The 26,518-nt window shown below is 58.0% G+C and carries 29 protein-coding genes and 1 other annotated feature; of the genes, 25 read left to right on the top strand and 4 right to left on the bottom strand.

Annotated elements, in window-relative coordinates:
• Positions 1-294 precede the first annotated feature (294 nt).
• The 6 genes from ACLBWT_RS21660 to ACLBWT_RS21685 all read left to right on the top strand — a co-directional run bounded on the left by ACLBWT_RS21660 (position 295) and on the right by ACLBWT_RS21685 (position 7,131).
• Positions 295-1,470 (top strand): GNAT family N-acetyltransferase, encoded by a 1,176-nt coding sequence (locus ACLBWT_RS21660; RefSeq protein WP_447665191.1) that lies wholly within the window; start codon positions 295-297, stop codon positions 1,468-1,470.
• 324 nt (positions 1,471-1,794) lie between these two features.
• On the top strand, positions 1,795-2,259 hold the full coding sequence (locus ACLBWT_RS21665) for a CtsR family transcriptional regulator (RefSeq protein ID WP_048743656.1): 465 nt from the start codon (positions 1,795-1,797) through the stop codon (positions 2,257-2,259).
• Positions 2,260-2,286: 27 nt separating this feature from the next.
• Positions 2,287-2,802, top strand: a complete 516-nt coding sequence (locus ACLBWT_RS21670; protein ID WP_447665192.1) for a UvrB/UvrC motif-containing protein — start codon at positions 2,287-2,289, stop codon at positions 2,800-2,802.
• A 115-nt stretch (positions 2,803-2,917) separates the two neighbouring features.
• A complete protein-coding gene (locus ACLBWT_RS21675) occupies positions 2,918-3,961 on the top strand; it encodes a protein arginine kinase (protein ID WP_447665228.1) in 1,044 nt (347 codons plus the stop codon).
• On the top strand, positions 3,958-6,423 hold the full coding sequence (gene clpC / locus ACLBWT_RS21680; RefSeq protein ID WP_447665193.1) for an ATP-dependent protease ATP-binding subunit ClpC: 2,466 nt from the start codon (positions 3,958-3,960) through the stop codon (positions 6,421-6,423). The genes ACLBWT_RS21675 and clpC overlap by 4 nt, the downstream gene beginning before the upstream one ends.
• Before the next feature lie 213 nt (positions 6,424-6,636).
• Positions 6,637-7,131, top strand: coding sequence for an antibiotic biosynthesis monooxygenase (locus ACLBWT_RS21685; protein ID WP_447665194.1), 495 nt, complete (start codon positions 6,637-6,639; stop codon positions 7,129-7,131).
• A 63-nt stretch (positions 7,132-7,194) separates the two neighbouring features.
• On the opposite strand, the gene ACLBWT_RS21690 is transcribed toward ACLBWT_RS21685, so the two are convergent.
• The 3 genes from ACLBWT_RS21690 to ACLBWT_RS21700 all read right to left on the bottom strand — a co-directional run bounded on the left by ACLBWT_RS21690 (position 7,195) and on the right by ACLBWT_RS21700 (position 9,718).
• Entirely contained in the window at positions 7,195-7,371 is a 177-nt protein-coding gene (locus ACLBWT_RS21690; protein ID WP_121234953.1) for a DUF2304 family protein, read from the bottom strand.
• Between the two features lie 422 nt (positions 7,372-7,793).
• Positions 7,794-8,942 (bottom strand): sensor histidine kinase, encoded by a 1,149-nt coding sequence (locus ACLBWT_RS21695; protein ID WP_447665195.1) that lies wholly within the window; start codon positions 8,940-8,942, stop codon positions 7,794-7,796.
• Positions 8,943-9,013: 71 nt separating this feature from the next.
• The gene (locus ACLBWT_RS21700; RefSeq protein WP_447665196.1) at positions 9,014-9,718 is read right to left on the bottom strand and encodes a response regulator transcription factor; all 705 of its coding nucleotides are present in this window, start codon (positions 9,716-9,718) and stop codon (positions 9,014-9,016) included.
• A gap of 184 nt (positions 9,719-9,902) precedes the next feature.
• Between ACLBWT_RS21700 and radA the strand changes: the two genes are divergently transcribed.
• From radA to pssA, 3 genes are all read left to right on the top strand, one after another.
• On the top strand, positions 9,903-11,279 hold the full coding sequence (gene radA / locus ACLBWT_RS21705) for a DNA repair protein RadA (RefSeq protein WP_021878520.1): 1,377 nt from the start codon (positions 9,903-9,905) through the stop codon (positions 11,277-11,279).
• 17 nt (positions 11,280-11,296) lie between these two features.
• Positions 11,297-12,373, top strand: a complete 1,077-nt coding sequence (gene disA / locus ACLBWT_RS21710; protein ID WP_447665197.1) for a DNA integrity scanning diadenylate cyclase DisA — start codon at positions 11,297-11,299, stop codon at positions 12,371-12,373.
• A 108-nt stretch (positions 12,374-12,481) separates the two neighbouring features.
• Complete coding sequence (gene pssA / locus ACLBWT_RS21715; protein WP_447665198.1) at positions 12,482-13,225, top strand: CDP-diacylglycerol--serine O-phosphatidyltransferase; 744 nt, start codon at positions 12,482-12,484, stop codon at positions 13,223-13,225.
• 231 nt (positions 13,226-13,456) lie between these two features.
• On the opposite strand, the gene ACLBWT_RS21720 is transcribed toward pssA, so the two are convergent.
• A complete protein-coding gene (locus tag ACLBWT_RS21720) occupies positions 13,457-13,852 on the bottom strand; it encodes a hypothetical protein (RefSeq protein ID WP_021878523.1) in 396 nt (131 codons plus the stop codon).
• A gap of 314 nt (positions 13,853-14,166) precedes the next feature.
• Here ACLBWT_RS21720 and ACLBWT_RS21725 point away from each other — a divergent pair, with 314 nt between their 5' ends.
• The 16 genes from ACLBWT_RS21725 (at position 14,167) to rplA (ending at position 26,350) form a co-directional block, all read left to right on the top strand.
• Complete coding sequence (locus ACLBWT_RS21725) at positions 14,167-15,279, top strand: PIN domain-containing protein (protein WP_447665229.1); 1,113 nt, start codon at positions 14,167-14,169, stop codon at positions 15,277-15,279.
• 49 nt (positions 15,280-15,328) lie between these two features.
• Positions 15,329-16,111 (top strand): 2-C-methyl-D-erythritol 4-phosphate cytidylyltransferase, encoded by a 783-nt coding sequence (gene ispD, locus ACLBWT_RS21730; RefSeq protein ID WP_447665199.1) that lies wholly within the window; start codon positions 15,329-15,331, stop codon positions 16,109-16,111.
• Between the two features lie 2 nt (positions 16,112-16,113).
• A complete protein-coding gene (gene ispF / locus ACLBWT_RS21735) occupies positions 16,114-16,596 on the top strand; it encodes a 2-C-methyl-D-erythritol 2,4-cyclodiphosphate synthase (RefSeq protein WP_048743647.1) in 483 nt (160 codons plus the stop codon).
• A 252-nt stretch (positions 16,597-16,848) separates the two neighbouring features.
• Positions 16,849-18,324, top strand: a complete 1,476-nt coding sequence (gltX, locus tag ACLBWT_RS21740) for a glutamate--tRNA ligase (protein WP_447665200.1) — start codon at positions 16,849-16,851, stop codon at positions 18,322-18,324.
• Between the two features lie 280 nt (positions 18,325-18,604).
• Positions 18,605-18,811: a hypothetical protein gene (locus ACLBWT_RS21745; RefSeq protein ID WP_447665201.1), complete on the top strand. Its 207-nt coding sequence runs from the start codon at positions 18,605-18,607 to the stop codon at positions 18,809-18,811.
• A 5-nt stretch (positions 18,812-18,816) separates the two neighbouring features.
• Positions 18,817-19,500, top strand: coding sequence for a serine O-acetyltransferase (gene cysE, locus ACLBWT_RS21750; RefSeq protein ID WP_447665202.1), 684 nt, complete (start codon positions 18,817-18,819; stop codon positions 19,498-19,500).
• Positions 19,501-19,518: 18 nt separating this feature from the next.
• The gene (cysS, locus tag ACLBWT_RS21755) at positions 19,519-21,003 is read left to right on the top strand and encodes a cysteine--tRNA ligase (RefSeq protein ID WP_447665203.1); all 1,485 of its coding nucleotides are present in this window, start codon (positions 19,519-19,521) and stop codon (positions 21,001-21,003) included.
• Entirely contained in the window at positions 21,000-21,461 is a 462-nt protein-coding gene (locus tag ACLBWT_RS21760) for a Mini-ribonuclease 3 (protein WP_447665204.1), read from the top strand. The genes cysS and ACLBWT_RS21760 overlap by 4 nt, the downstream gene beginning before the upstream one ends.
• Entirely contained in the window at positions 21,451-22,239 is a 789-nt protein-coding gene (gene rlmB, locus ACLBWT_RS21765; protein ID WP_447665205.1) for a 23S rRNA (guanosine(2251)-2'-O)-methyltransferase RlmB, read from the top strand. Before ACLBWT_RS21760 ends, rlmB begins: the two co-directional genes overlap by 11 nt.
• 5 nt (positions 22,240-22,244) lie before the next feature.
• Complete coding sequence (locus ACLBWT_RS21770; protein ID WP_447665206.1) at positions 22,245-22,766, top strand: NYN domain-containing protein; 522 nt, start codon at positions 22,245-22,247, stop codon at positions 22,764-22,766.
• Positions 22,767-23,065: 299 nt separating this feature from the next.
• A complete protein-coding gene (sigH, locus tag ACLBWT_RS21775; protein ID WP_447665207.1) occupies positions 23,066-23,716 on the top strand; it encodes an RNA polymerase sporulation sigma factor SigH in 651 nt (216 codons plus the stop codon).
• A 378-nt stretch (positions 23,717-24,094) separates the two neighbouring features.
• Positions 24,095-24,244, top strand: a complete 150-nt coding sequence (gene rpmG / locus ACLBWT_RS21780; protein ID WP_089525796.1) for a 50S ribosomal protein L33 — start codon at positions 24,095-24,097, stop codon at positions 24,242-24,244.
• Positions 24,245-24,261: 17 nt separating this feature from the next.
• Positions 24,262-24,471: a preprotein translocase subunit SecE gene (gene secE, locus ACLBWT_RS21785; protein WP_447665208.1), complete on the top strand. Its 210-nt coding sequence runs from the start codon at positions 24,262-24,264 to the stop codon at positions 24,469-24,471.
• Between the two features lie 24 nt (positions 24,472-24,495).
• A complete protein-coding gene (gene nusG / locus ACLBWT_RS21790) occupies positions 24,496-25,029 on the top strand; it encodes a transcription termination/antitermination protein NusG (RefSeq protein ID WP_048743635.1) in 534 nt (177 codons plus the stop codon).
• A gap of 90 nt (positions 25,030-25,119) precedes the next feature.
• The gene (gene rplK, locus ACLBWT_RS21795) at positions 25,120-25,545 is read left to right on the top strand and encodes a 50S ribosomal protein L11 (RefSeq protein ID WP_021878535.1); all 426 of its coding nucleotides are present in this window, start codon (positions 25,120-25,122) and stop codon (positions 25,543-25,545) included.
• 112 nt (positions 25,546-25,657) lie between these two features.
• Entirely contained in the window at positions 25,658-26,350 is a 693-nt protein-coding gene (gene rplA / locus ACLBWT_RS21800) for a 50S ribosomal protein L1 (RefSeq protein ID WP_048743631.1), read from the top strand.
• 13 nt (positions 26,351-26,363) lie between these two features.
• Positions 26,364-26,499, top strand: a sequence feature (ribosomal protein L10 leader region).
• Positions 26,500-26,518 lie beyond the last annotated feature (19 nt).

The raw sequence follows: 26,518 nt of genomic DNA on the forward strand, positions 1-26,518 counted from the left end.
CGCCGATGGTACTTGGACCGCAGGGTCCTGGGAGAGTAGGACGTCGCCAAGCACAGAGAGAAGCCTGATCCGCGAGCAATCGCCGGTCAGGCTTTTTTTGATTTCTTTCATCCAAGAGACATTCATACATGGATAACGAAAAACCAAATGAACCTTAAAGAACGTGCAAAGTTAAGGGGAGGAATAATTTCCGGCGTTGAAAATGAACCCTATTAAAAAGGATACAAGTGGGAAATAAATACAATATGTGTCATAATAGCTCTATACCTATCATCTTGGGAAAGAGGGTGCAGGATGAAAATTAGAACATTGAAGCCGGAAGAATTCGACGAACATATGAAGCTTAGCCAATATGCCTTCCAAATTGAGCTTTCCGCAGAGGAGCTGGAGCAGGCCAGAGCAAGAGCCAAGTGCGAGGAAGTTATCGTAGGTGTCGAGCAGGAACGAATCGTCTCCCAGGTCAGAATCATTCCACTCGAGGTGAACTGGAACGGCATCGTGCTGAGGATGGGGGGAATCTCATCTGTCGCAAGCTGGCCGGAATCGAGGCGTTCCGGGCATGTGGGCAAGCTGCTCCGTCATGCGATGGAGGAAATGAAAGCGAACGGCCAATCCATTTCCATGCTGGCGCCGTTTTCGATTGGATTTTACCGCAAATACGGCTGGGAGCTGTTCATCGACCGGGTCAAGTACACCTTGGCGACAGACAAGCTGCCTCAACGAATGCACAACAACGGCAAAGTCGAGCGGATTCAAGTCCGCGATCATGCCGAGCTGCTGGGCATCCTTTATCAGACCTATTCGGAGGGCTTCAATGGCACGCTGGCAAGGACTTCGGATTGGTGGGAGCATTCGGTCTTCAAGCGGAAGCAAGGGGATGCGGTGCTGTACCGGAGCCAGAACGGCACGCCGGAAGGGTATGCCCTCTACAAGGTGAAGGAGAGGCGTCTCGACATTCATGAGCTCGTCTATCTTACGGAAGAAGCGAGGGTGGGGCTTTGGAATTTCTTCAGCAATCATGATTCCATGATCGATTCCGCTGTGCTGCATACCTATGCGGGGGATCCGCTGCCTTATCAGCTTGTCGATCCGCGCATCGAGCAGAGCATTCATCCTTATTTCATGGTTCGTATCATCGATGTCCAATCTCTCGTCAAGCAGCTTCCGTTCGAGCCGGGAGTCCGCGATCAGTTTGTCCTCCAGATTCATGATGAGGACGCATCCTGGAATGACGGATTGTGGATGCTGGAAATCACGGAGGAGGGCAGGGGCAGCCTTTCCCGGTATCAGGATGGAACTTCGTCCAAGCGCCTTGATCTCTCCATCGGAACTTTGGCTGCTCTTCTCATCGGATATAAGCGCGCGCGGGATCTCCAGCAGATGGATCATATCTCGGGTCCGCGGCCGGAGGCCGTCCGGCTGGGCAGCCGAATCCCTGACGGGATGACGAATTTCATGGACTTCTTCTAACCGGAGTATAAAGCGGGGCGTCTTATCCCAAGCTGATAACGACAGCAGGGCGAGGCTGCCTTTTTGCATAGATGGCAGCAGTGGAAGTTTCCTTGACCTTTTATGAAAAAGGAGTATAATCAAAGATATAAGTCAAAGAAAGTCAAAGTCAGTTGCCTCTGATCCAGCCTTACGCAAGGCTAAGATCCTTTTCTTCCGGTCCCCGTTCGCGGGTCTTAATTTGCGCCGATGAGGGAATGCTACAGGGACGCCTTTGGCTGTTTGGCTTCTAACCGCAATTCAAGAAAAATCCTGAAGGTGCCCCGGCATAGGGAGGTGGGTGAAATGCGAAACATTTCCGATGCATTGGAGCAGCATTTGAAGCAGCTGCTTCAGGACAGTCCCGAAGGTGCGGTGGAAATACAGCGCAACGAATTGGCGGACAGCTTCTCCTGCGTGCCGTCGCAGATCAATTATGTCATCAGTACCCGCTTCACGCTCGAGAAGGGATACCTCGTGGAGAGCAAGCGAGGGGGAGGCGGCTATATCCGGATCCAACGGATCGAGCTGCCTGCGCTCAAAGCCATCCACGGCCATATTCATCATACGATCGGCAATCAAGTCGATCAAAGCGCCGCAGAAGGACTTATTTACCAATTGGAAGAAGCTTTATTCATTTCCAAGCGAGAGGGCAGCCTGCTCCGGGCGGCTGTATGCCGGGAGTCCATCGCGATCAAGCTGCCGCAGCGCGACGAGCTTCGGGCCAGGCTGCTGAAGGCGATGCTGATCTCGCTTCTGGGTAAGCAATAGAGAAGGACCGGTGAGGAGGGACGCGGCATGCTTTGTCAGGAATGCGGCAAAAGGCCGGCAACGCTTCATTTTACCAAGATCGTAAACGGAGAGAAGACGGAGTTCCATATCTGCGAAGCCTGCGCCCGCGAAAGGGGCGAAGGCATCCCGGGAGCTCCGAACGGCTTTTCCATTCACAGCCTGTTGTCTGGGCTCATGGATTTCGAGCCTGCGGGAAGCTTGGCAGGGACGAAGCAGGCGGTGCCGCGCTGCGAGGAATGCGGACTTACGTATTCGCAGTTCTCCAAGCTAGGAAGGTTCGGCTGCAGCTCTTGCTACAAGCATTTCGGGGAAAGACTCGATCCTCTGCTGAAGAGAGTGCATGGGAATACGGTCCATGTCGGCAAGATCCCCCGCCGCTCGGGCGGAAGGATTCAAACGCAGAGGGAAATCGACCGGCTGAGGCAGGAAATGAAGAGCTCGATCCAGAAAGAAGAGTTCGAAGCCGCCGCCAAGCTCAGGGACGAGATCCGCGAGCTGGAGAAGCAGATCAAGGAAGCCTGATGGTCGGAAGCATCCAGATAGACATCATAAGCGCAGCTTCCGCAAGGGGGCTGCACGGTAGGGAGGGATTGGATTGGCAGCCAACCGGTTTGCCCAGAAGGCGCTGAGCGAGTGGATGAAGGGAGACGGACCCGATTCGGATATCGTCTTCAGCAGCCGGGTAAGAATCGCCCGCAACCTGCACAATTATCCCTTTCCGATTCTGGCCACTAGCCAGCAGTCCTCGGAAGTCATGAGCAAGCTTGCTTCCGTGGCGCAGGAAGGGAAGCTTGAGCCGATCGGCCCGTTCGAGACGATCGTTCTTTCGGATCTCAGCGAGCTGGAGCGCAGGGTGCTGGTGGAGAAGCATCTGATCAGTCCCGCGCTTGCGAACGAAGCCCGTGCGGGAGCGGTCGTCATGAGCGAGAACGAATCCGTCAGCATTATGATTAACGAAGAGGATCATTTGCGCATCCAATGTTTATATCCGGGTTTCCAGGTCCAGGAGGCATGGAAGCTTGCCAGCAAGATCGACGATATTTATGAGGAAGCAGTCGACTTTGCTTTTGATGAGAGACGCGGATTTCTGACCAGCTGTCCCACCAACGTGGGGACCGGCATCCGCGCATCCGTCATGATGCATCTGCCGGCGCTCGTGCTCACGCAGCAGATCAACCGAATCCTGTCCGCCATTACTCAAGTGGGGCTGGCTGTGAGGGGGCTGTACGGCGAGGGAAGCGAGGCGCTCGGCAATCTGTTCCAGATTTCCAACCAGATTACGCTTGGACAGTCGGAGGATGAGATCATCGACAATCTGCATGGCGTCGTCAGGCAGATCATGGAGCATGAAAAAGCGGCCCGCGATCGTCTGCAGGCGGAGTCGCGCCTTCGGCTCGAGGATCGGGTGATGAGATCTTACGGCATCCTGTCCCATGCGGCGGTCATGGATTCCAAGGAATCGGCTCAGAGATTGTCGGATGTTCGGCTTGGCATCGATCTGGGCTTGATTCGGGATGTTTCCCCGCAGGTTATGAATGAGTTGATGGTAATGACCCAGCCTGGCTTCCTGCAGCAGGCATTCGAGGAGAAAATGAATACGGAGCAGCGCGATGCAAGGCGCGCGGAGCTGATCCGCAGCCGGCTGCTCCCTGTAATCCATGATGGAGGTGCTTACGAATGATGTTTGGACGATTTACGGAACGTGCGCAGAAGGTGCTCGCTCTCGCCCAGGAAGAGGCGGTGCGGCTTGGACATAACAATATCGGCACGGAGCATATTCTGCTCGGCCTCATTCGGGAAGGCGAAGGCATCGCGGCCAAAGCTCTGATCGCGCTTGGTCTGGGACTCGAGAAAATACAGGACGAGGTGGAATCGCTCATCGGCCGCGGCCAAGAGCAGCCTAGCAACATCGCCTACACGCCTCGTGCGAAGAAGGTCATCGAGCTGTCCATGGACGAAGCCCGCAAGCTGGGGCATACGTACGTCGGCACGGAGCATATTCTGCTCGGCTTGATCCGCGAAGGCGAAGGCGTGGCGGCCCGCGTGCTGAACAACCTCGGCATCAGCCTGAACAAGGCGCGGCAGCAAGTGCTGCAGCTGCTCGGCAGCAGCGAGGCGGTATCGAGCAACCACGGAGCGCCGGCCAACGTCAGCACGCCGACCCTGGACGGACTTGCACGCGACCTGACAGCTTCCGCCCGCGAGAACAACCTGGATCCCGTCATCGGCCGCAGCAAAGAGATCGAGCGCGTCATCCAGGTTCTCAGCCGCCGGACGAAGAACAATCCTGTGCTGATCGGCGAGCCCGGCGTCGGCAAGACGGCGATCGCCGAAGGTCTGGCTCAGAAGATCATCGCCAACGAGATTCCCGAGACGCTTCGCGACAAGCGCGTCATGACGCTGGATATGGGCTCCGTCGTGGCAGGCACCAAGTATCGCGGCGAATTCGAGGACCGGCTCAAGAAGATCATGGATGAGATCCGCCAAGCGGGCAACATCATCCTGTTCATCGACGAGCTGCACACGCTGATCGGGGCAGGCGGCGCGGAAGGCGCCATCGACGCCTCCAACATCCTGAAGCCGGCGCTCGCCCGTGGCGAGCTGCAATGCATCGGCGCCACCACTCTCGACGAGTACCGCAAGTACATCGAGAAGGATGCCGCTCTCGAGCGCCGCTTCCAGCCGATCACGGTTGATCAGCCTACTCCGGACGAAGCGATTCAGATTCTGCATGGACTTCGCGATCGTTACGAAGCCCATCACCGCGTGAAAATCACGGATGAATCCATTGTGGCGGCAGTCAAGCTGTCCGACCGTTACATCACCGACCGCTTCCTGCCGGATAAAGCGATCGACTTGATCGACGAGGCCAGCTCCAAGGTCCGCCTGCATACCTATACGATCCCGCCGGATCTGAAGCAGATGGAAGGTCGCCTCGACGAGGTGCGCAAGGAGAAGGATGCCGCCGTTCAGAGCCAGGAATTCGAGAAGGCCGCGGCGCTCCGCGACACGGAGCAGAAAATCCGCGAAGAGCTAGACACGACGAAGAATACGTGGAAAGAAAAGCAGGGACGCACGGATTCCGAGGTAACTCCGGAGGACATCGCTCAGGTCGTCGCCAACTGGACGGGAATCCCGGTACTCAAGCTTGCCGAGGAAGAAACCGAGCGCTTGCTTAAGATGGAAGAGATCCTGCACAGCCGCCTCATCGGCCAGGAGGATGCCGTCAAGGCCGTCTCCCGCGCCGTTCGCCGCTCCCGTGCCGGACTCAAGGATCCGAAGCGTCCGATAGGTTCCTTCATCTTCCTCGGTCCTACCGGCGTCGGCAAAACCGAGCTGGCCCGCGCTTTGGCCGAGGCGATGTTCGGAGACGAGAATGCGGTCATCCGCATCGACATGTCGGAATATATGGAGAAACATTCCACTTCCCGCCTCGTTGGCGCTCCTCCGGGATACGTCGGCTACGAGGAAGGCGGCCAGTTGACCGAGAAGGTCCGCCGCAAGCCTTACTCCGTCGTGCTGCTGGACGAAATCGAGAAGGCGCATCCGGAAGTGTTCAATATTCTGCTGCAGGTTCTGGAGGACGGCCGACTGACCGATTCCAAAGGCCGCGTGGTCGATTTCCGGAATACGCTGATCATCATGACGTCCAATGTCGGCGCCGATCAGATCAAGCGCAACTCGACGCTCGGATTTACGGCCCAGCATGATGCCGGACGCGAGTTCAACCAGATGAAGGAAAAAGTCATGGGTGAGCTGAAGAAGAGCTTCCGTCCCGAATTCCTGAACCGGATCGACGAGTCCATCGTGTTCCACTCCCTCGCAGAGGAGCATATCGCCCGCATCGTGACGCTGATGTCCGACGAGCTGCGCAAGCGGCTGCGCGAGCAGGAAGTCGACTTCGATCTCACGGACAAAGCGAAGGATTTCTTGGCCAAGGAAGGCTTCGATCCTGCCTACGGCGCGCGTCCGCTGCGCCGTGCGATCCAGAAGCATATCGAGGACCGGCTGTCCGAAGAGCTGCTGATGGGCAATATCAAGAAAGGCGATATGCTGGTGATCGACGAGGAGAACGGCGAGCTGACCGTCAAGCCTCATCCGGAACAGCATAAAGCCGAGCAGGAAGAGACGGCTGCGAAGTAAGCCGCTTGCCTTGCAGATTCGAAGGATGGAACGGCTGATGCCGGACGTCCAGACGGATTTGCGGATAGCCTTCGTTCCATTTTGGAACGGAGGCTTTTTTTATTTCCAGCGGGAAGGGCAAAAAACCGAGGACAGGGCGTCGTTTGTGCCGGGCTGCCCAGGCTGTTAAACTGAGAAAAGAGCGTTCCCATTCTCGCAAGGAGGCGAAAGGTAATGATCGTCGTAACGAATACGATTCAGATTAAGTCGGGCTTCGGAGAACAGGTGGCGGAAAGGTTCAAAAACCCGAAAGGCGTCCATACGATGCCGGGCTTCGCGGGCATGGAGCTGCTGCTCGACCGCAAGGAGGAATCGGACGAGCTGAAGGTCGTGACGCATTGGACGGATAAGGCCAGCTTCGACAACTGGGTGAACAGCGATTCGTTCAAGCAAGCGCATGCGCGGCGGGCTCCTGAGGGAGCGGAGAACGCAGCTCCGGCTGGAGGAGCGCAGCCGATGGGCGGCACGGCTGCAGACGGCAACCCGGTGGAGGGGCATGCGGCTGCAGCAGCGTCCGGGCATCCTCATGAAGCCGGCGGCCATCACGGCAGCGGCGCTCAGGAAGCAGGGCATGGGGCCGCAACGGCAAGCGCGCCGAATCCAAGGGATCTGATGCTTGGCTCCAAGCTGAGCATCCACGAGGTTCTGTTCCGCCTGGGAGCGGAATAACAAAAAAGCTGTCTCCTCTATTCGTGAGGAGACAGCTTTTTTGTTGGCCGCCGCAGTCCATCATCAGCCGTGGCCCAGCGGAAGGAAGGGCAGCAGGAACAAGCCGAGTATGCTTCCGCTGACGGTAATCCAGAGCAGCGCGTAGCGGTCCCGAAGCACTCCTTTGCGGACGCAGTGCATGACGAGGCCGACGAACAGCAGGGCGATGGCGATCAGGGCGAGTCTCAGCAGATCGGGCATTGGAGTCCCTCCTTGGATCATGGGAATGAGTTCGCATGACGAGCTTGTACAGGCTCTAATCCGTTCGATATATGCTTAGCATCGACCATTGAATCACAAGTTATACGCAGGGACGGTTGGTTTTAGGAAGCGGCGGTGAATATGAAGTCAGGTGAATGTCAGTGTTTGCTGGATCATACAAAACGGTCTTATATCCATCCTATTTAAGCTGCAATAGATCGGTGCAAGGAGCTTATGTCCCCTTTTTTATAATTCCGAATAGACATTGATACATGTTGAATAACTGAGTTTAAAACACGATTAACTAAATGGATTTAAGGTTTGTAGTTGAATGTTTTTGATGTAAATTTACGAAATCGCAAAAAAGATAGGAATATTTAAATTCCTACCCTTGATGTCGAATAAAAATGGAATCGTTATTCTTAATCGCTCGCTCCGGCTGCTGCCGATTGTGCGTCGGAGCCGCAAGGAAGAGGAAGGCGGACGATGAATTCCGTCTTGCGCCTGGAGCTTGTCGCGAATGCCGCTCCTCCGTGGAGATCCAGTATGCTCTTGACGATGGCAAGCCCGATGCCGCTGCCGCCAGTTGCCTTGGAGCGGGAGGCGTCGACTCGATAGAAGCGCTCGAACAGCCGTGGGAGCTGGTCCTGTGGGATAGGCTTGCCGTAGTTGCGGAAGATGATTTCCGCAGCAGGCTCAAGCTCGTCCTTGCGCAGAAGGATGTCCAGCGCGCCTCCGTCTGCTCCATAACGGATTGCATTGCTGATCAGATTTTCGAAGACGCGGAGCAGCAGCTCCGGATCCGCATCCACGATGAGGGGGCTATCTGCGGGATGAACGCGGCAGGCCATGTCGGCTTCCTCCAGCGCCGGCATGAATTCTTCGGCAAGCTGCCCGAGAAAGGGATTGAGATCGACGGTTTCGCGCTGGAGCGGGAAACCGCTGCTGGTGACGCGGGTATATTCGAACAGATCGTCGATCAGCTTGCGCAGCACGAGAGATTTTTCATAGGCGATGTGGACATACTGCCGCATCTCGACCTCGTCCCGGTACCGGTCGTCCTCGATATATTCCAGGAACCCGAGCACCGAGGTGAGCGGAGTGCGAAGATCATGGGACACGCCGGTGATGAGGTCGTCCTTGGCTTGCACGGCAGCCCGTTCCTCTTCCTGGGCGAGCTGCAGCCTGCGGGCCATTTCGTTGACGCTGCGCGCAACGACCCCGAGCTCATCGCTGCTGCTCTCGTCGATGCGGTGGGACAAATCTCCTGCCGAGATCGCCTGCAGGGCGCTCGTCAGAGTGTCGAAGCGCTTGATGATGCCCCTGGACAAGGAAAAGAACAAGCAGATGAACAGCAGCAGTCCGAAGATGACCCGAACGGGGCCGGAGCCGATCCAATTGATGGTGTAGGCAAGCGCCTTCGTCAGGAAAAAGGACTTGGACGGATTGAACCGGATGAGCAGCTCCGCCAAGTAATTGCCCAGCAAAAGAAGCACTCCCATGCCGAGCAGGCTGCCGGCGAAGCTGAGGATGAATTTCCATAGAAAGGTTTGAAAGATGCGGCTGGCCAAAGATGTGCCTCCCTCATTAACGGACGTCGTTCTGCGGCTATGCTTCAAGGTATCGAACATGCCCTCGCGGCCTACAGCTTCTCCATTTTGTAGCCGACGCCCCATACGGTCTTGATGTACCTGGGGTGCCTCGGATCGGCTTCGATCTTCTCCCTGAGCTTGCGGATATGGACCATGACGGTATTGCCCGCTTCAAAAAAAGTTTCCTGCCAGATCATCTCGTACAGCTGCTCGATGCTGTACACTCGGCCGGGATTGCGTCCGAGCAGCTCCAGGATGGAGAATTCCCGGGGAGTAAGCCGCACCTCCTGGCCCTCGACAATCACTTCCCGCGTCGCGGAGTTGAACGCGATGCCGTCAATCGTGACGGCATCCGCCGAGGAGGCGTCGCCTGCGGCGGCTCCATAGATGCCATATCGGCGCAGCTGGCTTTTGATCCGGGCGAGCAGCTCCAGAGGGCTGAACGGCTTGGACACATAATCGTCGGCCCCGACACTGAGGCCATGGATTTTATCGATCTCCTCGCTTTTGGCGGACAGGAAGATGATCGGCATCTGCCGGATCTCCCTGATTGCCATGCAGGTGTCGATTCCGTTCATGCCGGGCATCATGACATCGAGCACGACTAGATCCACTTTTTCCTTCCGGATGATTTCAAGAGCCTCGCCGCCGCTTGCAGCGGTCAGAAGTCGGAACCTTTCCTGCTTGAGGTAAAGTCCCATCAGCTTGACGATTTCGGGCTCGTCATCGACGAGCAGCACCGTTTCTTCGTTCATGGCCCACCGCTTCCTCTATCTCTTTTCTGCCAGTATAACGGAAAAGATCTTATCTTTTTCTTAGATTCCCGGACATCGGCAAGAAAGGAGCTCCATCGAAAGAATGTTCGCATGATTTTCTTTTGTTGCGGCCTCTGAAATGGTAAACTTTGAAGGTACGTCATATCCGTAAAAGGAGCCTTCGATGGCCAAACTAAAAGTGAAATTCGCCTGTACGGAATGCGGAACGGAATCGCCCAAATGGCTTGGGAAATGCCCCGGCTGCGGCGCCTGGAACACGATGGTGGAGGAAAAGGAGACGGTGGTCAAGACCGCCGGCGTCGGATTGTCCTCTCCAATGGCCCGCGGGACGAAAGAAAAGCCGCGTTCCATCATAGACATAGATACCGGGCATGAGCCCCGCATCGAAAGCAGCATCGGGGAGCTGAACCGGGTGCTGGGCGGCGGCGTCGTGCCGGGCTCCCTCATACTCGTCGGCGGAGACCCCGGCATCGGCAAGTCGACGCTGCTGCTGCAGACGTCCCATGCATTGTCGGCCGCAGGACTCAAGGTGCTCTATATATCGGGCGAGGAATCCGTTCGCCAGACCAAGCTCCGCGCCGATCGCCTCGGCGCGCTGAGCGCGTCGCTGTTCGTGCTCTGCGAGACGAACATGGAGCATATCAATGACGCCATCGATACCGTCCAGCCTGATTTTCTCGTCATCGACTCGATCCAGACCGTCTATGACCCCAGCGTCCAGTCCGCTCCGGGCAGCGTCGCCCAGGTGAGGGAATGCACGGCCCACTTCATGCGCGTCTCCAAGCTGGGCGGCATCGCGACCGTGCTGGTCGGACATGTCACCAAGGAGGGGGCGATTGCCGGCCCGAGGCTGCTGGAGCATATGGTGGACTGCGTCCTTTACTTCGAGGGGGAACGCCATCATTCCTACCGCCTGCTTCGCGCCGTCAAAAACCGCTTCGGCTCCACCAACGAGATCGGCATCTTCGAGATGGGCGAGAGCGGGCTGCGCGAAGTCGCGAACCCGTCGGAGCTGTTTCTGTCGGAGCGGCCTCTGGGCGTCTCCGGCTCCACCGTCGTGGCGAGCATGGAGGGAACGAGACCTGTGCTCGTCGAGCTCCAGGCGCTTGTGGCGCCTACGCATTTCCCGTCGCCGCGCCGGACGTCCACCGGTTATGACCACAACCGGATGGCGCTGATCATCGCCGTGCTGGAAAAACGGATCGGGCTGTTCCTGCAGACGCAGGATGCTTACCTGAACGCCGCTGGAGGAGTGCGGCTTGACGAGCCCGCTGTCGATCTGGCCGCCGCCGTCGCGCTTGCTTCCAGCTTCAAGGACGCTCCAACGCGTCCTTTCGACGTCGTCTTCGGCGAAGTGGGGCTGACCGGCGAGGTGCGCGCTGTATCCCGAGCCGAGCAGCGGGTCAAGGAAGCCCAGAAGCTTGGCTTCAAGCGGGTCATCATGCCCGAGAAAAGCCTCAAGGGCTGGAAGCCGCCGGACGATATAACGATTGTCGGCGTGAATACCGTATCCGAAGCATTGCGCGCGGCGCTGGAATAGGGGGTTCGCTAGAAATCATGAAAGAGAACAGAGAGATCGAAATCACGAATCAGCTGCTGCAGCTGGTCGCGCCGGGCACCGCTTTCCGCGAAGGGCTGGACAACGTGCTGCGGGCGAAAACAGGCGCGCTGCTCGTCGTCGGATACAGTCCCGAGGTCATGGAGGTCGTGGACGGCGGGTTTTCCATCAATTGCGACTTTTCCCCGAACTATCTGTACGAGCTGGCCAAGATGGACGGGGCCATCATTCTGAGCGAGGATCTCAAGAAGATTCTGTATGCGAATACGCAGCTGATTCCGGACCCGTCGATTTCGTCGATCGAGACCGGAATCAGGCACCGCACTGCGGAGCGGGTGGCCAAGCAGACGGGCAAGCTGGTGGTATCTATTTCGCAAAGGCGTAATATCATCACCTTGTATATGGGTAATCTAAGGTATTCCCTGAAGGACATGGGCGTTATTCTTACGAAGGCGAATCAGGCGATCCAGACGCTGGAGAAATACAAGGCGGTGCTAAGGCAGTCGTTCACGAATCTGTCCGCGCTGGAATTCGAGGAATTGGTGACGCTGCAGGAGGTCGCGCATGTCATCCACCGCGTGGAGATGGTGCTGCGGATCAAAATGGAGATCAAGCGGTACGTCAACGAGCTCGGCACCGAAGGCCGTCTGATCAGCATGCAGATGGAAGAGCTCATCGGAGGCGTGGAGGAGGATGCCTGGTTCCTGCTCAAGGATTACGCCCGCGACAACAGCGACGAGAAGATCCGGGACATCCGGATCGGGCTCAAAAAGCTCAGCAACGACGAGCTGATGGACGCGCCTCATGTCATCCGGCTGCTCGGCTATCCGCAAGGAGCGGCGATCGCAGATGAGGCCGTTCATCCGCGCGGCTACCGTCAGATGTACCGAATTCCGCGGCTTCCGCTCATCATCATGAACAATCTGATCGAGAAATTCGGAAATCTGCCGAATATCGTCATGGCCACGATCGGCGAATTGGATGAAGTGGACGGAATCGGCGAGGTGCGCGCCCGGGCGATCAAGGAAGGATTGCGCCGGATTCAAGATCAAATGTTCATTGACAGACAAATCTGATTCCCCTAGAATGGGGGAATGCCGACAGGAGGGCTTGGATGATGGTGGAATTTTTTCCATCGATGTCCATGGAATCCTAAGGCATAGTAGAGATGAGGTGGAAATGAAGTGTTTGCAAAATCATTGCCGAGTCTTTTTACCATAGGCAACCTGTTCCTCGGGATCGTCGCCATTATCATGGTGTTCAATGAGAAGCCTGAAGTCGCCGCCATGATGGTCATCATCGCCATGCTTCTGGATGGGGTTGACGGCCGCGTCGCCCGCGCGCTCAATGTTCAAAGCGAATTCGGCAAGGAGCTCGATTCCTTGTCCGATATCATATCGTTCGGTGTCGCCCCTGCCTTCATCATGTATGTCGTGGCATTCCAGGATCTCAGCTCGCAGCCCGCCGCTTGGATCGTGACAGCGATCTTCCCGATCTGCGGCGCGCTCCGGCTCGCCCGGTTCAACGTCATCTCCGGCATTCCGGGCTACTTCGTCGGCCTGCCGATTCCGGCGGCAGGGGGCGTCCTGGCTACACTGGCTCTGTTCTATACGGATATCCAGCCTTGGGTGCTGATGGCGAGCACGCTCGTTCTCGCACTGCTGATGGTCAGCACGGTGAAGTACCCGAACTTCAAGAAGATCGGACTGCCCAAGGGTGCGATCTGGAGCATTCCGATCGTCGTCGTCATTGCGGTCGTGCTCGGCGTCGCTTTCCCGGATCAAATCTCCAAGATCATTTTTGTGCCGCTGCTGCTCTATGCGCTGTACGGCCTAAAAAAAAACGTTAACGTCCAGGGACGCCTGCGCCGCCGCAGAGCCCGCCGTTCCGAAGGCGAAGAAGAGAACGTCCGCAAGCGGAGCGTCTAGCGCTTTCTTGCCGCAGGTGTGGATTGGAGCCTGCGATGCTGCGTCGACTCCCTCATGACCCGGTGCCGAATACGGTGCCGGGTTTGTTCATGGAGTTTCGCCTTGCCTGAGATGAGGCTCGCATATTGCCGGCCTTAGCCGTCGTCGTCGTTGAAGTCAGCAAATAAAAAGCAGTCCGCCCTCGAATGGAGGATGGACTGCTTTTTTGCAATTTCCGGAGCGGATTCCGGTTCAGGTCAAATTGAAAATGCCGAGCGTAGAGCATTTATCGGATTCGGCGGACAGAACCTCGCCGAGATCGATTTCCAGCAGATTGCAGAGCGCGGACATGTAGAACAGGTGGCGTCCCAGCTCGTTTTTCAGCACATCACGGCAGTTCTCGCACACATGGCCGTCCATGTGGGTGCCCAGAAGCTGCTTGGCGCTCTCAAGCTCGGGATCGTCCGAATAAGGCTGCTTGCTGGCTTGGATTTCAATACAGCCGCATTCGGTCACGGCTTTCGTGACAGCGCGGTTGACAGCTGCGCCCGTCTGTCCGAACTTGGACAGGACATCGAGCATGCTCCGGTGACGCAGGAGCAATTCCGATACTTGCTGCTGAAACTCTTGGAGCGTTGGAGCGCTCATCGGTATCCACCTCTTTCGCGATTTTTGCTGCTATGGAAATGCATTGTCATGGGGCGAACATGCGATTTCATCCGCCGTATGCTGGACGGCGATTAACCTGAATCCATTATAAGCCCGCCCTGTCCAGAATACAAAAACGAAATCGCCATTATGAGAAATCCTTCATGACGGCGTCTCCGGCAGGACATCCGACCCATGGACGGGAATCGGGCCGGCCCGTCGCCGCCTCCTGCTGCGAAATTGTTGCTTGGATGTGACGGTTTAGCCTTCTCCAAATTGGAACATACTGGCTAATGGAGGTGGCATAAGCGATGATGATAAAACGTATTCTGCAATTACTCGGTATCGTATTCGGCGGCATGATCGGCTCTCAGTTCGGCAATGGAACAGGCGGAGCGCTTCCGGCCGGCCTTGGAAGCTACAGCCCTCTCGCAGGGAGCTACGGTTCTTTCGGGTTTTACACCGGCCTGGCGACAGGCGCGCTGGCGGGCCTGCTGCTGGCGACCGCCCTTGCCGGAAGGCTGGAGAGAATGCTCGGGGAAGGCGTGCGCCGCGCTTCCGACATGCCGGCGGCGGATCTGCTGGCCGGCGCGGCAGGATTGACCGGCGGGCTTATCCTTTCGGCTCTGCTCTATCCCTCGGTATCCCAGCTTCCGGGCGCGGCGGCGACGATCGCCCCGGCGCTGCTGACTTTGGGACTCGGCTACGTGGGACTCAGCGTCGGGTTGAGAAAGAAAGAGGAACTGACGGAAGGGCTCCACGCGATGATGCAGCCGAAGACGCTGCCCGTTCCTGAGAAGGAAGAGCATGCCAATTTCGAAGAGCATAAGATCATGGACACAAGCGTCATCATTGACGGCCGGATCGCGGATATTTGCAAGACCGGCTTCATCGAGGGGACGCTCGTCATTCCCGAGTTCGTCCTCGAGGAGCTGCAGCATATCGCCGATTCCTCCGATCTGCTCAAGCGCAACCGCGGCCGCCGCGGCCTGGACATCTTGAACAAGATCCAGAAGGAGCTTGATGTGAAGGTCCTTATCTACGAGGGGGATTTCGAGGAGATCGGCGAGGTGGACAGCAAGCTCGTCAAGCTGGCCAAGCTGCTGCGGGGCAAGGTGCTCACGAATGATTTCAACCTCAACAAGGTTTGCGAGCTGCAAGGAGTGTCGGTGCTGAACATCAACGATCTGGCCAATGCGGTCAAGCCGGTCGTGCTGCCGGGCGAGGAAATCGTCGTGCAGATCATCAAGGACGGCAAGGAGCATGGACAAGGAGTCGCCTATCTCGACGACGGAACGATGATCGTCGTGGAGGGCGGCAGGGATTACATCGGCATGACGATGGAGGTGCTCGTGACGAGCGTGCTCCAGACTTCGGCGGGACGGATGATCTTCGCGAAGCCCAAGCTGTTGGAAAAAGCGCTGTAACAGAGTATGATAGGGAATAAACGTTACAGCGGGAAGTGAGCTTCTGAAGATGGACAAGCAATATGGCGGCAAGGAAGCCGCAACTCCTCAGGCCGCCCCGGGCGCCGCGTCTTCGGATGCGGCGCTTGTCGGCTTCCGGGAGGCCTGCTGGGGGGCCGTCATCGTGGCGGCCGGACGCGGCACGCGGATGGGCACACCGGAGAGCAAGCAGTTCCTGCTGCTGCGGGGCAAGCCGGTGCTGGTCCATACGCTGGAGCTGTTCCAGGGGATGGACGCCATCCGGGAGATCGTGCTCGTCACGGGCGCGGCGGATGTCGAACGATGCCGCCGCTGGTGCGGGGAGTACGGCTTGACCAAGGTGACGGCGATCGTCGAGGGCGGCTCCGAGCGCCAGCATTCGGTGCGGATCGGGCTGGACTCGCTCTCGGCGGATTGGGCGCTTGTCCATGACGGCGTCCGGCCGCTCGTCAGCGAGGCCGCGGTGTCCGCGTGCCTGGCGCGTGCCGAGGAGGCCGGCGCGGCCGTGCTGGCCGTGCCGGTCAAGGACACAATCAAGAAGGTGGACGCGGCGGGCATCATCGAGTCGACGCCGGACCGGAGCAGCTTGTGGGCGATCCAGACCCCGCAAGCTTTTCGCCGCGCCCGTCTCGCGGAAGCCCACGAACGGGCTCTTGCGGACGGCTTTCTCGGAACGGACGACTCCATGGTCGTGGAGCGGCTCGGCGATCCGGTCGCCGTGGCCCAAGGGGAATATACGAATATCAAGATTACGACCCCGGAAGATCTGCCCTACGCGGAATTTCTTCTGGAGCAGAGGGAGAGGGGACGGTAGAGATGATTAGAGTGGGACAAGGATTCGACGTGCATCAGCTGGTGGAGGGCCGTCCATGCATTATCGGGGGCGTCGCCATTCCATTCGAAAAAGGGCTGCTCGGCCATTCCGATGCCGACGTGCTGCTGCATACGGTAGCGGATGCGGTGCTCGGCGCGCTTGCGCTCGGCGATATCGGCAAGCATTTCCCGGACACGGACCCTGCGTTCAAGGATGCCGACAGCGTCAAGCTGCTGGAGCATGTATGGGCGCTTGCGGTTCAGCGGGGATATGCGCTGGGGAACCTGGACTGCACGATTATCGCGCAGGCTCCCAAAATGGCGCCGTACATTCCCGCGATGGTGGAAGTGATCGCCCGAGTGCTGGGAGCGGAGCAGGATCAGGTGAACGTCAAGGCGACAACGACGGAACGGCTCGGATTTCCCGGACGGGGCGAGGGAATCGCCGCTCAGGCGGTTGTCTGCCTCGTGAAAAATATGCTATGATGGCACTTATTTTAGGCTGCTAAGTGTAACCGTACAGTCAGCTCAAGCAAGCGGAACATTGATTCCGATCGCTGTCGAATCCGTATTTCCTCATCCTGCTCATCCACAGTGGAACTCGGTTTCAAAGGCGAACGCTGTGCCCTCTCCATCATGTTGCCGCTGCCTCCAGCGCCGTAATGGTTCCACTTACATAAATAGCGTTCATAGGGCGAGGCCCCGGGACGAAAACAAGAACGAAATGGGGAATTCAAGATGGCAGACCAAGGAACGCAGGAAATCCGCGTCCGCTATGCTCCGTCGCCGACGGGACATCTGCATATCGGCAACGCGCGCACCGCGCTGTTCAACTATCTGTTCGCCCGCAGGCATGGCGGCAAGCTCATCGTCCGCATCGAGGACACGGACATGAAGCGCAACGTGGCCGGCGGCGAGGAGAGCCAGCTGAAGTACATGAGCTGGCTCGGCATCACCTGGGATGAAAGCATCGATATCGGCGGCGGCTATGGCCCGTACCGCCAGACCGAACGCCTCGACATCTACAATCGGTACTGGCAGCAGCTGCTCGACGAGGGCAAGGCTTACCGCTGCTACTGCACGGAAGCAGAACTCGAGCAGGAGCGGGAAGAGCAGAGCGCGCGCGGCGAAACCCCGCGGTATTCGGGCCGCCACCGCGATCTGACCGCCGAGCAGCAGGCCGCCTTCGAAGCGGAAGGACGCGTCGCGAGCATCCGCTTCCGCGTGCCGGAGGACCGCACGTATACTTGGGACGACATGGTCAAGGGCACGATCAGCATCGATACCAAGGAAACGGGAGATTTCGTCATCGTGAAGAAGGACGGCATCCCGACCTACAACTTCGCGGTTGCGGTCGACGACCATCTCATGAAGATATCCCACGTGCTCCGCGGCGAGGACCATATCTCCAATACGCCGCGCCAGCTGATGATCTACGAAGCTTTGGGCTGGGAGCCGCCGCTGTTCGCCCATATGACGCTGATCGTGAACGAATCCCGCAAGAAGCTGAGCAAGCGGGACGAGTCCATCATCCAGTTCATCGAGCAGTACGAAAATCTCGGTTATCTGCCGGAGACGCTGTTCAACTTCATCGCCTTGCTGGGCTGGTCGCCGGAGGGCGAGCAGGAGCTGTTCACCCGCGAGGGGCTCGTGGAGGCATTCGACGAGTCGCGCCTCAGCCGCAGCCCTGCCGTGTTCGATACGAACAAGCTGGCCTGGATGAACAACGAATACATCAAGTCGCTGAAGCTTCCGCGCCTCGTCGACCTGTGCCTGCCGCATCTGCAGAAGGCGGGCCGCGTATCGGAGGAGCCTGAGGCCGGCGAGCGCGAATGGGCGGCCGACCTGATCGGCCTCTACCGCGACAAGCTGCGCTGGGGAGCCGAGATCGTGCCGCTGACCGAGCTGTTCTTCCTGGAATCGTTACAGGACGAGGCTGAGGCTGTTACCGTGCTGGAGGAAGAAACGGTGCCGACGGTGCTGGGTGCCTTCCTGTCCGGCGTCGAGACGCTGGAGCCTGAAGCCTGGAACGAAGAGGGCATCAAAGCGCTCATCAAGTCGGTCCAGAAGGAAACCGGCTGCAAGGGAAAATCGCTCTTCATGCCGATCCGGGCCGCGGTCACCGGCCAGACGCACGGACCGGACCTCAACCGCACCATCGCGCTGCTGGGTCAAGCCAAAGTCGCCGAGCGCCTGCGCGCCCGCTTGGGCTGAGGACGGCCTCGCATATATTTCCGCGCTCCGGCTTCTTGCACTTTGCGGGTTATCGGGTATACTACAAGTAATTGAACCTTTTTACAGGCTTTGACCAGGAGAGAACCGCCATATCCGGGATTGCAGAGAGGACAACCGCCACGCATCCGGCCGCAGCACATCGCGACGCGCCGAGAGGGTGACGGCTGGGAGTTGTCCATTCCGGCGGCGGGTTCATGCACCTGCGAGCCTTGCTCCGATCTTGCGGAAGCTTCTCTTCCGCTCGGGTAGGCGGCAACGCATGGCCGGCGTTACAGGCTACGAGACAGGGCTGCTAGGCATCCTGACCCGATTGAGACCGCTCTACGCGCGTTTCTCCCGGGCGGATGCGGCCCTGTGCCGCAGAGTGGGACCGCGTCTATACGCCTCTGCAGCCTTCGGGCTGCGGAGGCTTATTTTTTTGATCGGACGGAAGAAAGCTTGGATCATCTCGCCCGAAAGGGGCTGAAGCCGATGTTGCGTCACATGAAATCCGATATACGGGCCGTGTTCGACAACGACCCCGCTGCGCGCAGCGTGTTCGAGGTGATCTTCACCTATTCGGGACTGCATGCCATCTGGGCGCATCGCGCCGCGCATTATTTGTTCAAGCGCAAATGGTTCACGGCCGCCCGCATCATCTCTCAGGTCAGCCGGTTCATGACCGGAATTGAAATCCATCCCGGGGCCAGAATCGGCAGCCGCCTGTTCATCGACCACGGCATGGGCGTCGTCATCGGGGAGACTTGCGAGATCGGGGACGACGTCATCATTTATCAAGGCGTCACCCTCGGCGGCACGGGCAAGGAAAAGGGCAAGCGCCATCCTACCATAGGCAGCAATGTCGTCATCGGCTCGGGAGCGAAGGTTCTAGGGTCGTTCCAGGTTGGAGACCATTCCAATATCGGCTCCAACGCCGTCGTTCTCCGGGAGGTGCCCGAGAACAGCACGGTCGTAGGCAATCCGGGGCGCATCGTCAAGCGCAACGGAGAAAAGGTCGGCGACAGGCTCAACCATGCGAAGCTGCCCGATCCGCTCATCGAGATGATCCGCGGCATGCAGAATGAAATCAATTTCCTCAAGGCGGAGGTCGACCGGCTCAGCCAGTCTGCGGCACCCGTTCGTGAATACAGGGAGGAACCGGTAAAATACCGGTAAGCGGAGGCGAAACGTAAAATGAGTTTGGAAATCTACAATACGATGAGCAGGACCAAGGAAACGTTCACGACTCAAGAGCCGGGCAAGGTCAAAATGTATGTCTGCGGCCCGACGGTCTACGATTATATCCATATCGGCAACGCGCGGCCCGCGATCTTCTTCGACGTCGTGCGCCGTTATCTGGAAGCGGTCGGATACGAGGTCAAGTACGTCGTCAACTTCACCGACGTGGACGACAAGATGATCCGCAAGGCGGAGCAGCTCGGTACGACGGTGCCGGAGCTCGCGGACAGGTTCATCTCCGCGTATTACGAGGATACGGAAGGGCTCGGCGTCCACCGTGCATCTCTGAATCCCCGCGTCATGGAGCATATGCCGGAAATCATCGCTTTCGTCCAGGATCTCGTCGACAAGGGAGCGGCCTACGAAAGCGGCGGAGATGTCTATTTCCGGACGAAATCCTTCGCGGACTACGGCCAGCTCTCCCACCAGAACATGCAGGAGCTGCAGATGGGCATCCGCATCGGAATCGACGAGCGCAAGGAGGATCCCCAGGATTTCGTCCTGTGGAAGGGCGCCAAGCCGGGAGAGATCAAATGGGACAGTCCATGGGGTCCGGGCCGCCCGGGATGGCATATCGAATGCTCTGCGATGGCGAAGCGGCATCTGGGCGATACCCTGGACATCCATGGCGGAGGCAACGACCTGCAGTTCCCGCATCATGAGTGCGAATGCGCCCAGTCCGAGACGCTGAGCGGCAAGCCGCTCGCCAACTACTGGATGCATAACGGCTTCATCAACATCGACAACCAGAAGATGTCGAAGTCGCTCGGCAACGGCATCACGGTCCATGACATGCTGACCCGGATCAAGCCGGAAGCGATCCGCTACTTCATGCTCTCCGGCCATTACCGCTCGCCGCTCAACTTCAGCGACGACACGGTAGAGCAGGCGCTCGGCAGCGTGGAGCGGATCGCCAATTGCCGCACCAATCTGCTGCACCGGCTGGCGGCGGTCGGCGGTTCCATGGAAGCCGAAGCCGATACAGCCGTCGATGCCGAAGGCAGCGGCTCCGCCGGCCTAGGCTCGCTCCGGTTCGTGCCGGATTCCGGAAATGCCGAGCTGGATGTCCGGCTTCTGGAGCTGAGCGGCCGCTTCACGGCCAAGATGGACGATGATTTCAATACGCCGGACGCCATCACGGTGCTGTTCGATCTGGTGACCGAAGCGAACCAGCATCTGCAGCGGCCTGTCGTGACGGCCCGCGAGGCGCTTGCGTTCATCGCGCTGATGGACGCCATGGACAGCGTGCTCGGATTGCTTCCGGCCGCGTCCGAACGTCATGGACTGCTGGATGCCGAGGTGGATGCGCTGATTGTCGAGCGCACGGAAGCCCGCGCTTCGAAGAACTGGAAGCGCGCGGACGAAATCCGGGACCTGCTGGCAGAGCAAGGCATTTTGCTGGAAGACACCCCGCAGGGCATCCGGTGGCGCCGCAAATGAACGAGCCTGTGAAGGAACAAAGCCGCGAGCTCCCTTACGAGCCGCCTTCCAAGACGCCGGAGCTGCTGAATCCCATCGTGCTCGCTTACGCCGGCGATGCGGTGTTCGAGCTGCTGGTGCGCCAGCATCTGCTCGCCCAGCCGAATCTCAAGCCGCATCATCTGCATCGCGAGGCGACCGGAATGGTGTCGGCCAAGGGGCAGCGGCGGCTGCTGGAGCGCTGGGCGCCGATGCTGTCTGAGGAAGAGGCCGACATCGTCAGGCGCGGCCGCAACGCCAAGTCCGGCCAGTCTCCGCGCAATGCGGATCCGGCCGATTACAAGCAGGCGACCGCTCTTGAGAGTCTGATGGGGTATTTATATTATAAGGGCCGGACCGGACGGATCCGGGAGTTGATGGCGGCCGCTTTCTCGGAGAAGGAAGCGGAACGCGGAAAGGAGACTGGGAATGGCCAGTGACAGGCAGAAGAAGGAACAGAATGACCAGAACGAACAGGAGCAGCAGGAATGGATCGCAGGCAAGCATCCCGTCCTGGAGGCGCTCCGCTCGGGCCGCGAGCTGAATAAGATCTGGATCGCCGACACGGTGCAGAAGCCGTCGGTATCCCCGATCATGGCCGAAGCCAAGAAGGCGGGAATCGTCGTCCAGTTCGTCGACAAGCGCAAGCTCGACCAGCTGGGCCTTGAAGTTTCCCATCAAGGGGTCGTAGCCCAAGCGGCGGCCTACCGGTATGCCGAATTGGACGAGCTGCTTCAGCGGGCCAAGGACCGCGGCGAGACGCCTCTGCTGCTTATTTTGGATGAGATCGAGGATCCGCATAACCTGGGCTCCATTCTGAGGACGGCGGAATGCACGGGCGTGCACGGAGTCATCATTCCGAAGCGCCGCGCTGCCGGCTTGACGGCGACGGTGTGGAAAACCTCCGCTGGAGCGGCCGAGCATGTGCCGGTGGCGCGCGTGACCAATCTCGCCCAGACGATGGAGAGCCTGAAGCAGGAGGGGATCTGGATCGCTGGCGCGGACGTGTCGGCTCAGCAGGATGTGTACAAGACCAGCTTCGATCTTCCCCTCGCCATCGTCATCGGCAACGAAGCCAAAGGCATGGGCCGGCTGATCCGCGAAAAATGTGATTTCCTCGTCAAGCTCCCGATGCTGGGCCAGCTCAATTCGCTCAACGCCTCCGTGGCCGCCGGCGTGCTCATGTACGAGGTCGTCCGGCAGCGCCGGGGCGTCTAGCTGCCGTGTCCCGCCAGTCGGATGTCCTGCTGGTCGACGGCTACAACATCATCGGCGCCTGGCCGGAGCTGGAACGCTTGAAGGAAAGCAATCTGGAGGAAGCAAGGGACCGGCTGCTCGACCTGCTGGCTGATTATCAAGGCTATACGGGGCATCAGGTGTACGTCGTATTCGATGCGCATCAGGTTCCCGGCAGCCGCTCGGCCTACAAGCAGCACAAGCTGACGGTCGTATTCACGAAAGAAAAAGAAACGGCGGACGAGTGCATCGAGCGTCTGGTCACCGAGCTCAAAAAGCGAAGCCGCCATATCTATGTGGCGACCTCGGACTCCGTCGAGCAGCATGTCGCGTTCGGCAAAGGCGCCTTGCGGATCTCGGCCCGGGAGCTGGAGCTCGAGCTGCAGCAGAACCGCCGCGAGATCGACAAGACCCTGCGGTCCGACAACGCCAAATCCCGCAATACGATCGATGCCAAGCTGTCGCTGGAAATGAGGACGATGCTGGAAAGGATGAGACGGGGGCAATGAAACGGGCGAAAGCGGCGATTGCGGAGATATGCGTGTGAGCTTATCTGCCTCCGCAAAAGCAGTTTCAAACCATCTGTTTACAATTTTTCAAGATCCTATCGTTTATAGAACGCTCGTTTGCGTTGACGATGCCAAGAGTGGTCTTGTATACTGTCCTTATTATTTCTGGCAAAATTGTCCGCTTTTCCGCCCTTGTCGCCGCCTGGTTTTCCAGACCGGACGATAGCGGAAGGAGAGCTTTCCTGACTTAAGAAAAATAGACCTTGCAGTGCACGCTTTGCAGGCCGGAGGGATAGTTGGTGAGCATCGACCTCAGAGAATGGAGTACGCACGATTATGACTGCCGAACGGATGAAGACGTTGTCGAGGCGGTGCGGACGGGCGAGAGCGAAGCGCTGGAGTATCTGATCAACAAATACCGGAATTTCGTTCGGGCCAAGGCCCGCTCTTATTTCCTCATCGGCGCGGACCGGGAAGACATCGTGCAAGAAGGCATGATCGGGCTCTACAAGTCCATCCGCGACTTCAAGGGAGACAAGCTGGCTTCCTTCAAAGCTTTCGCGGAGCTGTGCATCACCCGCCAAATCATAACCGCAATCAAGACGGCGACCCGGCAGAAGCATATTCCGCTGAACTCCTACGTTTCGCTGGACAAGCCGATTTATGATGAAGATTCCGACCGCACGCTGCTGGATGTCATCTGCGGCACCCGCGTCAGCGATCCGGAAGAGCTCATCATCAATCGGGAGGAGTTCGACGGCCTCGAAGACAAGATGTCCGAGATTCTGAGCGATCTGGAGCGGAAAGTTCTGATGCTGTACCTGGATGGCCGCTCCTACCAGGAGATCGCCGTGGATCTTGACCGGCACGTCAAGTCGATCGACAACGCCCTTCAGCGAGTGAAACGCAAGCTGGAGAAGTACCTCGAGCTGCGGGACGTCAGCTGCTAGGCTGCCGCCCTGTCCCGAACCTGCCTGCTTTTATCCAAGACCCGGACGACGGGTCTTTTTCTTTTGCGCGCCGCCCGGCTGCCGATGGACGGCCGTTTAGAAGTCTATCAAAACGGCTATACTTGGAAACAGCGATGAAAGCTGCGCGCCGTCCCCCGGTCCCGATGCCGGCAAGGGCTGCCCGCTGCCTGCCTCTCCAGCCTTCCCGCCGCTCTGCGCGCGGCTTCCGGGCCGCCGGACGCCTTCCATTTTGCATTGACATGCAAGAATCCGTTATGATAAGGTACTTAGAGTGACTCGGATCAGGCCTGAGGCCCTCTCGGGTCCTATCGCACGTTGTTTGACGAAGCGCACTCTTAAGATCGGGAGGTGACCTAAATGCGGGTTATTATCACGCTTGCATGCACGAACTGCAAGCAAAGAAACTACACGAACACCAAGAACAAGCGCAATCACCCCGACCGCATGGAAATGAGGAAGTTCTGCAAGTACTGCAACGAGCATACTCCTCACCGCGAGACGAGATAGTCAGGAGGTGGGTTCAGGTGACTTTTATCGCAAAGCTGAAGCAAAACTTCGGATCGACGTTTGGTTTTTTCACAGACAGTTGGGCTGAGCTGAAGAAAGTTCGCTGGCCAAACCGTAAAGAGTTGACAAGCTATACGATCGTCGTACTCGTCACGATCGTGTTTGTGACGATTTACTTTTGGCTTCTTGACATCGGGATCTCATCTCTGGTTGAACTGATCGTTTAAGAAGGGTCCAAAGGTGGATTGTTAATGGAAAAAAGATGGTATGTGGTTCATACTTACTCGGGCTATGAGAACAAGGTGAAAGCCAACCTCGAGCGCCGCGTCGAATCGATGGGCATGGAAGACAAGATCTTCCGCGTGCTGGTTCCGATGGAAGAAGAAATCGTGAACAAGGACGGGAAGAAGAAGACCGTCATGCGCAAAGTCTATCCGGGATACGTCCTGGTGGAAATGATTCAGACCGACGATTCCTGGTATGTTGTTCGCAATACGCCTGGCGTAACGGGATTCGTGGGCTCCACAGGTTCCGGCTCCAAGCCGACGGCACTGCTTCCGGAGGAAGTGGACGCCATTCTCAACCATATGGGAATGTCCGAGCCTAAGCCGAAGATGGAATTCGAGCTGAAAGAAACCGTTCGCGTTACAGTAGGTCCGTTTGCTAACTTTGTCGGCGTCATTGAAGAAATTCAAATGGACAAGAGCAAGCTGAAAGTCCATGTCAACATGTTTGGTCGTGAAACCCCGGTTGAACTTGACTACACGCAGGTCGAGAAGGTATAATGAACCGGTTTCCGGCCTCCGGATTCATCCGGATGGCGGCATGAGCATTTCATGTCAGGCAACTGACTTCGATCGCAGGAGGTGTAACACATGGCAAAGAAAGTCATCAAACTCGTCAAGCTGCAAGTACCGGCAGGCAAAGCCAACCCGGCTCCGCCAATCGGTCCTGCACTCGGTCAAGCAGGCGTCAACATCATGGCGTTCTGTAAAGAGTTCAACGCGCGTACGGCTGATCAAGCCGGCCTGATCATTCCGGTCGTCATCACCGTATTCGAAGACCGCTCCTTCACGTTCGAGACGAAAACTCCTCCAGCAGCCGTACTGCTCCGCGTAGCAGCAGGCATCGAGAAGGGTTCCGGCGAACCGAACAAGAAGAAGGTCGCTACGGTCAACCGTTCCAAGGTCCGTGAGATCGCAGAACAAAAAATGCAGGATCTGAACGCTGCATCCGTAGAAGCTGCAATGCGTATGGTCGAAGGTACTGCCCGCAGCATGGGCGTAACGATCGTCGACTAATCCAGGACGCGCCTCGCGGCGCGGCGTCACAGCGAGACCGCTAGGTTTCGCAGTGGGAGGGACGGCTGTACGTCAGGCGTTCCGCTACACACCACATAAGGAGGAACTCTTCATGGCAAAGCATGGCAAGAAATACGTTGAAGCCGCTAAGCTGATCGACAGCGAAGCGACTTACGAGCCGTCTGAAGCAATCGAGCTCGTGAAAAAAGCAGCAACCGCCAAATTCGACGAATCCGTCGAAGTGGCTGTCCGCCTGGGCGTTGACCCGCGGAAACAAGACCAAGCCGTTCGCGGTGTCGTTGTACTCCCGCACGGTACGGGCAAAACAAAGCGCGTCCTCGTTTTCGCTAAAGGCGACAAAGCGAAGGAAGCCGAAGCTGCAGGCGCTGACTTCGTCGGCGATGCGGACATGATCAACAAAATCCAACAAGGCTGGTTCGAATTCGATGTCTGCGTGGCTACGCCTGACATGATGGCTGAAGTCGGCAAGCTCGGACGTATCCTCGGCGGTAAAGGCCTCATGCCTAACCCTAAAGCCGGCACGGTAACGTTCGACGTGACGAAGGCTGTTCAGGAGATCAAAGCCGGTAAGATCGAATACCGTCTTGACCGTGCAGGTCAAATCCATGCACCGATCGGCAAAGTGTCGTTCGACGCCGAGAAGCTGGCTGAGAACCTCAAATCGCTGATCGACGCTCTGAACCGTGCCAAACCGGCATCGGCCAAAGGGATTTACCTGAAAAACATCGCTGTATCTTCCACGATGGGACCTGGCGCTCGCGTCAACGTTTCCACGTTCCGCTAAGAGCTGCGATTCTAACTTCAGAACACGCATACCTAAGACAGTAGGTGCCTTCGGGCTTAATCCCCTACCGAGGTGTTATGATATACGTTTCCCGTAAACGGACAATCATGGCCTTCGCTGTCTTGGCGGAGGCCTTTATTCATGCACCGGCAGGTTGAAGGTAAACCG

It is taken from the genome of Paenibacillus sp. D51F (genome assembly GCF_053345695.1).